This window comes from Cupriavidus sp. FW216-B1 (assembly GCF_058789195.1).
Map to the genome: position 1 here is coordinate 253,707 of NZ_JBYTEL010000001.1, position 12,965 is coordinate 266,671.

Here is a 12,965-nt window from a genome sequence, read left to right on the forward strand (position 1 = left end):
ATCAAGCGCCAACCGAGCGACCCCATATGCAAAGCCAGATCCATCCCCTGATTGCCCCGGCGCCGGGCCTTGCCCTGCAACTCGCCAGCCACCATTTCGGCGACGCCGGCGCCGCGCGCAAGATCTACGTGCAGGCCGGCCTGCATGCCGACGAGATTCCCGCCATGCTGGTGGCCGTCACGCTCAAGGCGCGCCTGCGGGAGCTCGAGGCGCAGGGCCGCCTGCGCGCGCAGGTGGTGCTGGTCAGCGCCGCCAACCCGATCGGCCTGGGCCAGGCGGTGCTGGGCGGCTTCATCGGCCGCTTCGAATTGTCGAGCGGCAACAATTTCAACCGCGGTTTCCCGATGCTGTTCAAGCCGGTCGCGGCGGCGGTGGAGGACAAGCTCACGCAGGATGGCGCGCACAACCTGCGCGTCATCCGCGCGGCCTGGCGCGAGGCGCTGCTGGCGCAGCCGCCGGTGAACGCCTTCCAGTCGCTGCAGCAGGCGCTGATGCTGCTGGCGCACGACGCCGAGGTGGTGCTCGACCTGCACTGCTCGCGCGAGGCGGCCATGCACGTGTACACCGGCGACGCGATCTGGCCCGAGGTGGAGCCGCTGGCGCGCTATCTCGGCGCCACCGCCAGCCTGCTGGCGCTCGACTCCGGCGCGCACTCGTTCGACGAGGCGCACAGCTATACGTGGTGGCAGTTGCAGCAGGAGTTCGGCGCGCGCTTCCCGATCCCGCACGGCAGCATCGCCGTGACGGTGGAGCACCGCGGCCAGCGCGACGTGACCGACGCGCTCGCGCAGCAGGACACCCAGGCGCTGCTCGACTACCTGACCCACATCGGCGCCATCGCCGGCGAGGCGCCGCCGCTGCCCCTGCTGCCGCAGCCCGCCACGCCGCTGGCCGGCAGCGAACAGCTGGTGGCGGGCGCGGCGGGCCTGCTGGTGTATCGCGCGCAGGTGGGCGAGCGGGTGACGGCCGGGCAGCCGCTGTTCGACATCGTCGATCCGGTCGAAGGCACGCGCGCCACCACCGTCAGCCATGCCGACGGCGTGTTCTACATGGGACGGGAGGTGCGCTACGTGAAGCCGGGCGACCAGATCGGCCGTGTGTCCGGCGCGCGGGCGTTCCGCACGGGGAAGCTGCTGAGTCCGTGAGGCGTGCCTATTGAGGCGAGAGTGAGGGGCGCATGCATGGCGATGGCGGACGGCGAGTTGGAGGCGCGTCCGCCATGCATGGCGGTCAGGTGGGCAGGCTGGGGAAAATGCCCTCGACACAGATCATGTAGGTCAACCCGTTAGGCGTGACCGAAGTCAGGTTCGGCAACGCGAAATTGCTCGTGCCGTTGCCACCGTACTTGACCCCCAGCAGTGCAAACAGAGCCGAATACTGGCTGATTGCCAGCAGTCGGCCATCTGCTGGCATGCCCGGGCCGTAAGTGGCGGCGGTCAGCCACACCGTACCCATCACGCATTGGCCGCCGCCGCCGCCCTCGACTACGCTGCCAGGCAATCCCATGTCCTGATTGCCGCCCGTGGCGCCGGTCGCACCAGTTGCGCCGGCCGCCCCCGTAGGGCCGGTGGCCCCCGTGGCGCCGGTCACGCCGGTGGCACCCGTACTACCCTGGGCGCCGGTCGCCCCCGTGGCGCCCTGCGTGCCGGGAGAGCCCTGGGGGCCGGTGGTGCCCGTCGCGCCGGTGGCACCCGTTGCGCCCGCGGCGCCGGTCGGCCCGGTGACGCCCGTGCTGCCGGTCGCGCCGACCGCCCCCGTCGCCCCCGTGGGACCGGTCGCGCCGGTCGCCCCGACCGGCCCCGTGCTGCCTTGCGGGCCGGTCGCGCCGGTGGCGCCCGGAACACCGGGCGCGCCGTCGGCGCCCGTGGCGCCCGCCGCGCCGGTGGCCCCGGTCGCGCCTTGCGCGCCCGGCGCGCCCACGTCGCCGCGCGCGAGGTCCTGCGCCACCGTGGTCAGCGTGGCGTTGGTGGCCTTCAGGCGCACGATCAGCGCTTCGAGCTTGTCGTCGTAGGCGTCGCCGGCCTGGGGCTGGAACGCCTGGTTCATCAGGTTGAGCGTGTCCACCGAGACGCCGAGGTTGGCCAGCCGCTGCCTGGTCAGCGTCAGCGCGGTCGGCAGGCGGTTGATGGCGGCGTTGCCCGAGGTCGTGGAGAAGGTGTTGAAGAAGGCTTCGGTGTCCGGGTTCTGGGCGGCGCTCGCCACCACCAGTTCGGTGATGGGCGTGATGTTGGTGGTGCCGGGTCCGGTGATGAGCGTGTGCAGCACGCCGCTCGGGCCGGTCACGCGCGCCGCGCAGGGCACGGCCAGGCCGGCTGCCGAGACGCTCCATGCGCCGGTGGCGGAGGTGGTGGCGGTGGCCGTGCCGGCCGCGCACCGGATGTCGACCACGGCATTGGCGATGGGCGCGCCGGTGGCGGCCACGCCCGAGATGGTGGCCGGCGGCGGCGCGGTGCCGGCGGAGGCGCCCGCGGACTGGGCGCCGTCGTCGCCGCCGCCGCAGGCGCTCAGCACCGCGGCTGCGATGACCGACAGATAGATCGAACGTGTCCTGGCTTGCTTCATGATATTCCCCTGGTTTCCCGATTGGCTGCGCGCCCGGCGATCGAGGGCCGGACGTCTGTGTTCTTGCCGTGTTGGTGTTTGGCGCGCCGGGTGGCGCAGTGACCCTGCTGGGCCGGCAGTCCCGGACGGGGCTTCGGCCCGGAAGCCATCCGGCCCAGCAGGCGAAGCGGCGGGCAGGCGGCGTTCCGGGGCGGTATTCTATCGGCGCCGCCGGGCGCCATGATGAAATTGCGCCACATGGCCGCGCCGGCATCGACCGCGCGGCCCGCGAACCGTTGCGCCTGCCCGCTCGCGAGAATCCAAGCCCCTCTTCGGTTGGGTGTTGGTCCGGCGCCATTGGCGCAAGTCCGGGCATCTTCGACGCAACCGCGCTGCCTGGCGGCACATGGCGCTACACTGCCGCCTGGCTCGCCGGCCGCCCGTGCCGGCGGATATTCCTGGTTCGTTCGTCGCTCGTTCAGCGCTTTTTTCCGCAGGCTCGCCATGCAAGGCACGGTTCCCGATCTTTCCCTTCCATCCGCCGAGGCCGCCGCGGCCGCCTCGCTTGCCATCGCGGCGCTCGAGTGCCAGGCCCGGCGCGTCGTCACCGAGGCCGGCGGCTGCCGCGTGGCGTGGCGCGGCTTCGGCCAGGGCCGCCCGCTGGTGCTGCTGCACGGCGGGCACGGCAGTTGGCTGCACTGGCTGCGCAATATCGAGGCGCTGGCCGCGCGGCGCACCGTCTGGGCGCCGGACATGCCGGGCTTCGGCGAATCCGGCGACGTGCCCAGCGAGCTGCCGGCGATCGTCGGCGCGCTGGCCGCGGCGGCCGGCCAGTTGCCGGGCTGCGCGGACGGCTTCGACCTCGCCGGCTTCTCGTTCGGCGGGCTGGTGGCGGCGCACGTGGCCGCCGCGCGCGTCGGCGTGAACCGGCTGGCGCTGCTCGGCCCGGGCGGGCACGGCGGCGCGCGCCGCCAGCAGCAGGCGCTGGTGGACTGGCGCCGCGCGCCGGACGACGCCGCGCTGGCGCAGGCCATGCGCCACAATCTCGCCGCGTTCATGATCGCCGACCCGGACAAGATCGACGCCGTGGCCTTGCACGCGCATACCGTGTCCTGCCGCCACACGCGCTTTCGCAGCAAGCCGATCTCGCGCGCGGGCGGCCTGCGCGAGGCGCTCGACACCTTCGGCGGCGACGTGCTGCTGGCCTGGGGCGAGCATGACGTGACGGCCGACCCGGTGCCGGCGGGCCAGGCCATGACGCAGGGCAGCGCGCGGCGGCAGGTGCGCATCGTGCCCGGGGCCGGGCACTGGGTCCAGTACGAGGCGCCCGCGGAGGTCAACGCGCTGCTGGACGGGTGGCTGGCGGCGTAGCGCCCGCCGCTGCTTCCGCCAGCCTCGAGATCGATTTCATCCTCAACCCGGCGCCGGCCGCAACCTTATCCAACCCATCCAGGCGGAGGTAGTCCCATGCTGTTCGTATTTCATCTGCTCGACAAGCCCGGCACCGGCGAGCTGCGCGCCAGGGTACGTCCCGAGCACAAGGCCTATCTGGGCGCCAGGGCGGACAGCATCGCCTTCGCCGGCCCGCTGCTCGGCGACGACGGCCAGACGATGGTCGGCAGCCTGCTGGTGATCGACTTTCCCTCGCAGGCGGAGGCGCGCGCGTGGCTGGCGGCCGAGCCGTTCACGCAGGCCGGCGTGTACGGGCAGTCCACCATCCACGCCTTCGCCAACCTGTGGCCGCAGAAGGCGGGTTTTCCGCCGGCCTGAGCGTTCCCGCGAGAAGGCCCCGGGTTTGCCCCGGGGCCTTGCCGTCTCCGCAGCCCCAAAAATATAACGCCGCGCCCATGCGAGAATCCCGCGGGTCCGCCGCAGCCGGGCGGACGCACGGACGAACGGCGCGGCCCCTTGCCCGTTCGACGACATGAATCCGTTCGCGAAAGCCGCCGCGGCCCCGTGCCGCCGCGGCCGATCGCGGCATCCAATGGAGACAGGACTTCTCATGGGCATCACAGAACTTCTCGCGCAGCCGGTCGGCAACCTGGCCGACTGCGTGCGGCTGCACGCCGCCGAGCGGCCCGCGCACGTGGCGGTGATCGACAGCCGCCGCACGCTGACCTACGCCGGATTCGACGCGCTGGCCGACCAGGTGGCCAGCGCCTTGCAGCGCGACGGCCTGCGGCCTGGCGCGGCGCTGGCGATCTGCGCGGCGGCTTCGATCGAGTACGCGGCGCTGCTGGTCGGCGGCCTGCGCGCGGGGGTGGCGCTGGTGCCGCTGGCGCCGTCCTCGACGCCGGCCAGCCTGGCCGGCATGGTGGCCGATTCCGATGCCCGGCTGCTGTTCGTGGACGCGGACGTGCTGCGCGAGCTGGCGCCGGTGCGCGACCGCATCGCGGTGCCGCTGGTCGGGCTGGCGGGCGCGCCCGCCGGGCAGTCGTTCGAGGCGTGGCTTGCGCCCGCGGGCAGCCGCCCGCAAGAGCGCCCGGTCGAGCCGGAGCAGGTCTTCAACATCATCTACTCGTCGGGCACCACGGGCACGCCCAAGGGCATCGTGCACGCGCACGCGCTGCGCTGGAACCAGATCCGCCGCGTGCAGGAAAGCAGCGGCTACGGCCCGGACGCCATCACGCTGATCTCCACGCCGCTGTATTCCAACACCACGCTGGTGAGCTTCCTGCCCACGCTGGCGCTGGGCGGCACCGCGATCCTGATGCCGAAGTTCGACGCGCAGCGCTACCTGGAGCTGGCCGCGGCGCACCGCGTCACGCACAGCATGCTGGTGCCGGTGCAGTACCAGCGCCTGCTGGCGCGCCCGGATTTCGACAGCTACGACTTGTCCTCCTACCGCATGAAGTTCTCCACCAGCGCGCCGCTGAGCGCCGCGCTCAAGGCCGACGTGCTCAGGCGCTGGCCGGGCGGGCTGGTGGAGTACTACGGCATGACCGAGGGCGGCGGCAGCTGCGTGCTGGCCGCGCATGAGTTCCCCGGCAAGCTCCATACCGTGGGCCGGCCGATGGAAGGGCACGACATCCGCCTGATCGACGACGAGGGCAGGGAAGTGCCGGTGGGCGAGATCGGCGAAGTGGTGGGCAGCTCCAGCACCATCATGAGCGGCTACCACAAGCAGCCCGAGAAGACCGCCGCCGCGCACTGGCACGATGCCAGCGGCAAGCTGTTCGTCCGCACCGGCGACGTGGGCCGCTTCGACGAGGACGGCTTCCTCACGCTGATGGACCGCAAGAAGGACATGATCATCAGCGGCGGCTTCAACATCTATCCGAGCGACCTGGAGGCGGTCCTGCAGCAGCATCCCGCGGTGGCGGACTGCGCCGTGGTGGGCGTGCCTTCGCCGCGCTGGGGCGAGACGCCGGTGGCCTTCGTGGTGCTGCGCGACGGCGTGGACGTGTCCGCCGAAGCGCTGATGGCGTGGGCCAACGGGCAGGTCGGCAAGACCCAGCGCCTGGCCGCGCTGGAGCTGGTGGACACGCTGCCGCGCAGCGCCATCGGCAAGGTGCTCAAGCGCGAATTGCGCGACGCGTTCAGCCCGGCGCGCGTGCTGGACTGAGGCCGCGGCGCGGGCGCCTCGCGGTGCCCGCGCGCCCTGCGCGCATGGCGCAACGGCAAATGCCCGCAATCGCGGCCAGCGCGTATACCCTCGCTCGTGTTCCGCTTTTGCCGAAACTCGCGCCGAAAATCCATCTCATCCTTAAAATTTCCAGAAACCCCGCCTTAGTGGGGAGAAAAACCTCTGGCTGCCGCATATTCTTTTGCATGTAAAGATAACAATTCTTTAATTGAATTGATTATCCGGTGCCGCGCAAAGACGGGCACGAAATGGCATGAGAAGCGACAGGAGGCGAATGGTGCTTTACTGATTGCGGTCGATGATGACGGATTGCGGGCGGGTGGATGAGCGAAGGGCCGACCGATAACGGCTCAGGTTCCAAAAATGAAACGACGGGAGAGCGGGGCGCAGGCCCGCCTCCCCGGCCGCCGGCCTCGCAGGCCGGCGGCATCCGGTCCGCCAGGAAGGCGCGCATGGCGCGGCTTCCGGCCGGCGTGCGGAAAACGAGCGCACGCTTTTTCACGCAATCCCGATGCCGGCAACGGGGCGGGCTTTTCGCCGCCGCCGGGGCCGCGCGCGCATGTCGTCCTCACGATTTTCCGATTTTCGAACGCGGCAATGCCGGCGCGCGCCGGCTTTATTTTCCTCCGGAAAAATCCAGGCAATGTCCGTGCCTGGAGATAAATCGAATTCCATGACGGATGCCGATTGTATTTTTCCGATTATCGCAGGGCATCGGGTCGAGCCGAGCCATAAGGGGCAGAGCATATGAGAACCGAAATCATTGGCCAGGGCACCGTGAATGCATTGCTGATCGAAGACAATGCATTGCTGCGGCTGGGATTGCTCCACATCCTGGGCAACATCGAAGGCGTGGGCGAGGTGATCTGCGTGGCGCCGGCCGAGCTGGCGATGCTGCGCGGCCCGGTCGGCGACATCGCGCTGGTGATCCTGGGCGTGCCGGCCGAGGCGGAGCGCCAGCGGTGGCTGCTGGAAACCGCCTGCGAGCTGCTGTCGCCGCAATGCCTGCTGCTGTTCGCCGATTCCATGCAGCCCGGCATCCTGCCGGCGGGGCTGGCGCGCGGCAGTTGCACGTGGCTGCCGCGCTCGGCGTCGCTCGGCGCGATCGAGGCGGTGATCCGGCTGGCGCTGGCCGGCAAGGCGCGCGGCCACGGCGAGGCCGGTCCGCAGCGGCGCCTGTCGCTGGCGACGCTGTCCCCGCAGGACGGCGGCCCCGACCTGATCGGCGAGGCCCGGCTGCTGCAGCTCACGCCGCGCCAGTACGAGGTGCTGGTGCTGCTGTCGCAGGGTTATCCGATCAAGACGGTCAGCCGCATGCTCAATATCTCGGTGGCCACCGTGAAAAGCCACGTGGCGCTGATCTACCAGCGCCTGCAGGTGCGCAACAAGACCGAGGCCATCTACGCCGCGCGCCAGCGCGGAGCCAGGCTGGAGGCCGACCGGCGCGAGTCGCGGGCGGTCAACGGCTGAACCGCGCCGGCGCGGCCGCCGGTGAACGAGGAAACGGACGAGGAACGGACATGCGCACGAGGTACTTTGCCTATCGCGGCTTCGAGGTCCGGGCGTTCGCGCAGCGCGGCGCCACGGGTTTGTGGATCAGCGTGTACGAGGCATTCGCGGTCAGCGGGCCGGGCGCGATCGACCTGGACTCCGTGCTCTGCGGCAGGTTCGTCTGCGACGGCCTCGACCACCGGCTGGCGCTGGACGAGGACGAGGCCATCGAGGAAGCGGTGGCGCTCGCGCGCGCTGCCATCGACACGCGCGAGATCCTGGCGTCGTGGGGGCCGCGCGAATAGCGCCGGGCAGCGCTGTTCGTGCTATTCGTGCTATTCGCAGCGGTCGGCCGCGGACGGCGGCGTGGCCGCGCGCAGGTCGAAATCCGCTTCGCGCAGGCCCTCCGGCGTGAGCGAGACCCAGTGCAGCGAGGTGGCCGAATGCGCGAGCCCGAGGCTGCCCTGGATGCTCCACGGCACCGGCGAGGGCTGGCTGCCGGCCAGCGCGATGGCATCGGCGGACAACTGGAGATGGAGCAGGCGGCCGTCCTGCGCCGGCGTGAAGGCCTTGTCGCCGATCACCGCGATGCCGGCCTCGCGCACGCTGGCCGGCATGCAGCGCAGCGAGGCGGTGACGCGGCCCGCGGTGTCCAGCAGATGGGCGAAGCCGCGGCCGCCGGTGCCGGTGCCGACCACGAGGAAGCGCGCGAGCGCCGGCACGTAGGCCACGCCGTAGGTGTAGTAGGCCAGGCGCTCGTCGAGCACCCGCGGCGCGCCGGGCGCGGCCGCGCCCGGCCGGTAGACCGCCGTGCGCAGGCGCGCGTAGGTGCGGCCCGGCACGAACTCCTGCCAGACCAGCAGCGCCTCGTTGTCCGAGGCGGCCAGCAGCGGCCACCACTGCCGCGTGTTCCTGGCCACGTCGGCGCTGCGCAGCAGCCGGCCGGCGCTGTCGTAGGTCTTGAGGTACACGCCGTTGCCGGTGCCGAGATCGTCCACGCCGCCGCCGTCGACCCAGTCGTCCGAGTAGAACACCACGAAGCGGTTGCCGACCGCGGCGACGTGGCCGGAATGGCCGCCGGCGCGCACGTCGCGCGCGCCGGCCTGCCGCGGGCGCAGGTCGGGGCCGTAGACCAGGTAGCGCTGGCTGACGTTGCGGGCGGTGTTCCAGCCGTCCTCGAAGCTGAGCATGATGCGGCCGTCGGCGGTCCGCGCGGCGGAGACCGGCTCCTGCGCCTCGTTGCGCGCGTACAGCACGCGCGGCTCCCCGAGCGCGGCCTGCCCGGGCTTCCAGCTGGCGACGTAGATGTCGTGGGTCCAGTTGCGGTCGCGCCCCGGGCCGCGCGGCGGCAGGCCCGAGCTGCTGAAGAAGACGTAGGTCAGGCCGGCGGGCCCCGCCACCGCGCCGATGCCGTGCATGTACGCGCGCGGGTCGGGGCCGGGCTTGGGGCCGACTGCGGGGCCGACTGCGGGATCGACTTCGGGCCCGGCCGCCGCCGGCCCCGCGCACAGCGCGCCGGCCAGCAGCAGCGGCAGCAGCGGCAGCAAACCGGACGGGCGGCGCATCGCTTGCCGGCGCATGTTCATTCCACCGTGACCGACTTGGCCAGGTTGCGCGGCTTGTCCACGTCGGTGCCGCGCGCGCACGCGGTGTGATAGGCCAGCAATTGCAGCGGCACCACGTGCAGGATCGGCGAGAGCCGGCCGTAGTGCTCGGGCATGCGGATGACGTGCAGCCCGGGCGCGCTCTCGATCATGGTGCCGGCGTCGGCGAACACGTAGAGCTCGCCGCCGCGCGTGCGCACCTCTTCCAGGTTGGACTTGAGCTTTTCCAGCAGCGCGTTGTTGGGCGCGACCGCGATGACCGGCATCTTCTCCGTGACCAGCGCCAGCGGGCCGTGCTTGAGCTCGCCGGCCGGATAGGCCTCGGCGTGGATGTACGAGATTTCCTTGAGCTTGAGCGCGCCCTCGAGCGCGATCGGGTAGTGGATGCCGCGGCCGAGGAACAGCGCATTCTCGTGGCGCGCCAGCACCGCGGCCCAGGCCTTGATCTGCGGCTCCAGCGCCAGCACGCCGTTGAGCGCCGCGGGCAGGTGGTGCAGCTGCTGCAGCATGACCGCTTCCTGCCACGCGCCGAGCCAGCCGCGGCACCTGGCCAGCGTGGCGGTGAGCACGAACAGCGCCGCCAGCTGCGTGGTGAAGGCCTTGGTGGACGCCACGCCGATCTCCGCGCCGGCGCACGTGAGAAAGCGCAGGCGCGCCTGGCGCGTGATGGCGCTGCCGGCCACGTTGCAGATCGCCAGCGTGTGGCGGTGGCCGAGCCGCTGCGCGTGCCGCAGCGCGGCCAGGGTGTCGGCGGTCTCGCCGGACTGCGAGATCGCCAGCACCAGGCACCGCGGGTTCGGCACGCTGTCGCGATAGCGGTATTCGCTGGCGATCTCCACGCTGGTGGGAATCTGCGCCATCGACTCCAGCCAGTAGCGGGCGGTCAGCCCGGCGTGGTAGCTGGTGCCGCAGGCCAGGATCAGCACCGAGTCGATGCGCGCGAACAGGTCGGCCGCGTCGGCGCCGAACAGCGCCGGCTCGAAGGCGTCGAGGCGCTCGGTGGCATCGGCGATCACGGCCGGCTGCTCGAAGATCTCCTTGTGCATGTAGTGCTGGTAGGGCCCGAGCTCGACGGCGGACTCGGTGGCGGCCAGCTCGTGGGTCTCGCGCGTGGCCGGCTCGCCGTTCTGGTTGACGATCGCGATGCCGTCGCGCGACAGCGAGACCAGGTCGCCTTCCTCCAGGTAGATGAAGCGCCCGGCGTAGCCCGTGAGCGCCAGCGTGTCCGAGGCCAGGTAGTTGCCGTCCTCGCCCAGGCCGACCACCAGCGGCGAGCCGCAGCGCGTGCCGATCACCAGTTCCGGCTGGCTGCGCGCGAACACGGCGATGGCGTAGGCGCCGCGCAGCTGCGCGCGCGCGAGCTGCACGGCGCGGCACAGGTCGCCGTCGCCCTGCTGGTGGAAGCAGTGGTGGATCAGGTGGGCGATCACCTCGGTGTCGGTCTGCGACTCGAACGCGTAGCCGCGCGCGCGCAGGGTCTCGCGCAGCGCTTCGTGGTTTTCGATGATGCCGTTGTGCACCAGCGCGATCTCGCCGCTGGAGAAGATCGGGTGGGCGTTGTGGGTGAGCGGCGCGCCGTGCGTGGCCCAGCGCGTGTGGGCGATGCCCACCGTGCCCTCCAGCCGGCTGCGGTGCACCTGCTGCGCCAGGTTGGTCACGCGCGACACGCTGCGCGCGCGCCGCGGCTCGCCCTCCTGCAGCACGGCGATGCCGCACGAATCGTAGCCGCGGTATTCGAGGCGCCGCAGCCCTTCGAGCAGGACCGGCGTCACGTTGCGTTGAGAGACTGCACCGACAATGCCACACATGATGATTTCCCCCGGATAGCTGAGTTCATGCTCGGTGAAGGCGCGGGCGGCCGGCGGCCCCCCCCCCCCCCCCCCCCCCCCCCCCCCCCCCCCCCCCCCCCCCCCCCCCCGGGACGGGCCTCGCGGCTCAGGCGAGTTCCTGCTGCAGCGGCGCGACGCGCGAGATCAGGCCGTCGTCGTCGTGGTAGGCCACCAGGCGGCGGCTAGGCCCCACCGCCAGCACCACGTCGCGGGCCAGGTCCAGCGTCGTGGCGGGCACCGCGCGCGCCGGGCGCATCGCGCCGGAGACGCTCTGCTCGAGGCGGCGCACCGTGGTCCACAGCGTGAGCGAGGCGATCATGCCGAGCACCACCAGCACGTCCGGCACGATGCCGCGCAGCGTGAATTCGTTGCTGCCGGCCGAGGTGACGCACCAGCCGATGTAGAGTGCCGCCATGACCCAGATCGAGGCCACCAGCAGCGGCCGCGCCAGGCGGTACCAGAGATAGCGCCGCAGCGCCTCGCTGCGCGCGTGGCGCTGCAGGTAATGGCCGAGCGTGGCGTTCGATGCGTCGATGATCGGGTTTTCCATGATCGTTTCCTCCTCAGTGGTGCTGCTCGAGTGGCGCAGCGTGCGACGGTGCCGGCACGGGTGGCTGCGGCGGCGCGGATGCCGGCGTGTCCGCGCGGATGCCCCGGTCGGGGCTGACCCACCTGGCCCGGGTGCGGCGCTGGTGCAGCAGCACGCTGGGCAGGGCGATCACCGATGCGACCATGCTGATGGTCCAGAACGCGACCGGGTACCAGATCGTGTCCAGCAGATAGCGCAGCAGCCGCGTGTCGTAGCGGTGGTCGATGGCGCAGCCGACCAGGATCTGCAGGCAGCAGGTCAGGAACAGGAACACCCCCGCGCCGCGCGGCATGCTGGCGAAGCGCCAGGAGTCGGGCAGGGTGAACAGCGCGGTGGCGGCGGTCATGGCCAGCGTGAACAGCATGCAGTAGGCCCACACCACGCTGACCGAGTATTCGAGGAAGATCGGCCACAGCATCGGCCGCCGGCGGGCGACGATGGGCGCGGCGTAGCGGCGCAGCACCTGGATGCCGCCGCGTGCCCAGCGCAGGCGCTGGCGGAACAGGCCGCGCAGGGTCTCCGGCATCAGGATCCAGCTCAGCGCGCGCGGCTCGAAGTGCAGGCGCCAGCCGTGGACCTGCAGCTTCCAGCTGATGTCGATGTCCTCGGTGAGCATGTCGGGGCTCCAGTAGCCCACGCTGCGCAGCGCGCTCTTGCGGAACATGCAGATCACGCCGGACACGGTGAGCAGGCGGCCGTACATTTCCTGCGTGCGCTTGATCAGCCCGACGATGGAGGAGAACTCGCCGACCTGCATGCGCCCCAGCAGCGAGGTGCGGTTGCGGATGCGCGGGTTGCCGGTGACGGCGCCCACGCCGGGGTCCTTGAGGAAGTGGCGCAGCATCCAGCCGATCGCGTCGGGGTCGGGCAGCGAGTCGCCGTCGATGCACAGCAGGTACTCGGCATCGGTCAGCATGGTGGCCGTGGTCAGGCCGATGGCCTTGCCCTCGTTGTTGTTCTGGTGGATCACCAGCAACTGCGGGTACTGCTCGGTCAACTCGTTGAGGATGGCGCCGGTGGCGTCGCGGCTGCCGTCGTTGACGGCGATGATGTTGTAGTTGGGGTAGTGCAGCCGCGCCAGGTTGGCGATGACCTCGCGCACGTTGTCCTGCTCGTTGTAGCAGGGCACGATGACCGAGACCTTGGGGAACTCGGGCGGGTCGTCGGCGCGCAGCTTCTTGCGCTCGCGCCGCTCGATCAGGAAGTAGTGCAGCAGGCCGCCGGTCATCCACAGGTACGACATGAACAGCGGGTAGTAGAAGACGAAGTTCGAGATCAGGCTCGCGGTGTTTTTCATGGTATCTCCCAGCTTCGTTCGGTGGCCG

The 12,965-nt window shown here is 71.2% G+C and carries 12 protein-coding genes; 6 read left to right on the forward strand and 6 right to left on the reverse strand.

All coding sequences use genetic code 11. From position 1 onward, the window contains the following. Window positions 1-26: 26 nt before the first annotated feature. Window positions 27-1,145, forward strand: coding sequence for a succinylglutamate desuccinylase/aspartoacylase family protein (locus tag AC3WXD_RS01005; protein ID WP_492322825.1), 1,119 nt, complete (start codon window positions 27-29; stop codon window positions 1,143-1,145). Between the two features lie 85 nt (window positions 1,146-1,230). Here AC3WXD_RS01005 and AC3WXD_RS01010 read toward each other — a convergent pair whose 3' ends face one another. Then, entirely contained in the window at window positions 1,231-2,562 is a 1,332-nt protein-coding gene (locus AC3WXD_RS01010) for a tail fiber protein (protein ID WP_492322826.1), read from the reverse strand. Window positions 2,563-3,045: 483 nt separating this feature from the next. Here AC3WXD_RS01010 and AC3WXD_RS01015 point away from each other — a divergent pair, with 483 nt between their 5' ends. The 3 genes from AC3WXD_RS01015 to AC3WXD_RS01025 all read left to right on the forward strand — a co-directional run bounded on the left by AC3WXD_RS01015 (window position 3,046) and on the right by AC3WXD_RS01025 (window position 6,106). After that, window positions 3,046-3,912 (forward strand): alpha/beta fold hydrolase, encoded by an 867-nt coding sequence (locus AC3WXD_RS01015; RefSeq protein ID WP_492322827.1) that lies wholly within the window; start codon window positions 3,046-3,048, stop codon window positions 3,910-3,912. 96 nt (window positions 3,913-4,008) lie between these two features. Then, a complete protein-coding gene (locus AC3WXD_RS01020; RefSeq protein ID WP_492322828.1) occupies window positions 4,009-4,311 on the forward strand; it encodes a YciI family protein in 303 nt (100 codons plus the stop codon). Window positions 4,312-4,543: 232 nt separating this feature from the next. Then, entirely contained in the window at window positions 4,544-6,106 is a 1,563-nt protein-coding gene (locus AC3WXD_RS01025; protein WP_492322829.1) for a class I adenylate-forming enzyme family protein, read from the forward strand. Window positions 6,107-6,625: 519 nt separating this feature from the next. Here AC3WXD_RS01025 and AC3WXD_RS01030 read toward each other — a convergent pair. After that, window positions 6,626-6,802, reverse strand: coding sequence for a hypothetical protein (locus AC3WXD_RS01030; RefSeq protein ID WP_155887968.1), 177 nt, complete (start codon window positions 6,800-6,802; stop codon window positions 6,626-6,628). Between the two features lie 72 nt (window positions 6,803-6,874). Between AC3WXD_RS01030 and AC3WXD_RS01035 the strand changes: the two genes are divergently transcribed. Together AC3WXD_RS01035 and AC3WXD_RS01040 are read left to right on the forward strand one after the other, a co-directional pair. Further along, window positions 6,875-7,597, forward strand: coding sequence for a helix-turn-helix transcriptional regulator (locus AC3WXD_RS01035; RefSeq protein WP_020201506.1), 723 nt, complete (start codon window positions 6,875-6,877; stop codon window positions 7,595-7,597). 50 nt (window positions 7,598-7,647) lie between these two features. Next, entirely contained in the window at window positions 7,648-7,923 is a 276-nt protein-coding gene (locus AC3WXD_RS01040) for a hypothetical protein (RefSeq protein WP_059414000.1), read from the forward strand. 30 nt (window positions 7,924-7,953) lie between these two features. Here the strand turns inward: AC3WXD_RS01040 and AC3WXD_RS01045 are convergent, their stop codons facing one another. The 4 genes from AC3WXD_RS01045 to pgaC all read right to left on the reverse strand — a co-directional run bounded on the left by AC3WXD_RS01045 (window position 7,954) and on the right by pgaC (window position 12,937). Continuing rightward, entirely contained in the window at window positions 7,954-9,198 is a 1,245-nt protein-coding gene (locus AC3WXD_RS01045) for a hypothetical protein (RefSeq protein ID WP_492322830.1), read from the reverse strand. Window positions 9,199-9,200: 2 nt separating this feature from the next. Next, window positions 9,201-11,030: a glutamine--fructose-6-phosphate transaminase (isomerizing) gene (glmS, locus tag AC3WXD_RS01050; protein WP_492322831.1), complete on the reverse strand. Its 1,830-nt coding sequence runs from the start codon at window positions 11,028-11,030 to the stop codon at window positions 9,201-9,203. A gap of 127 nt (window positions 11,031-11,157) precedes the next feature. Beyond that, complete coding sequence (locus tag AC3WXD_RS01055) at window positions 11,158-11,601, reverse strand: hypothetical protein (RefSeq protein ID WP_020201502.1); 444 nt, start codon at window positions 11,599-11,601, stop codon at window positions 11,158-11,160. Window positions 11,602-11,614: 13 nt separating this feature from the next. After that, on the reverse strand, window positions 11,615-12,937 hold the full coding sequence (gene pgaC / locus AC3WXD_RS01060) for a poly-beta-1,6-N-acetyl-D-glucosamine synthase (RefSeq protein ID WP_059414004.1): 1,323 nt from the start codon (window positions 12,935-12,937) through the stop codon (window positions 11,615-11,617). Window positions 12,938-12,965: the final 28 nt, after the last annotated feature.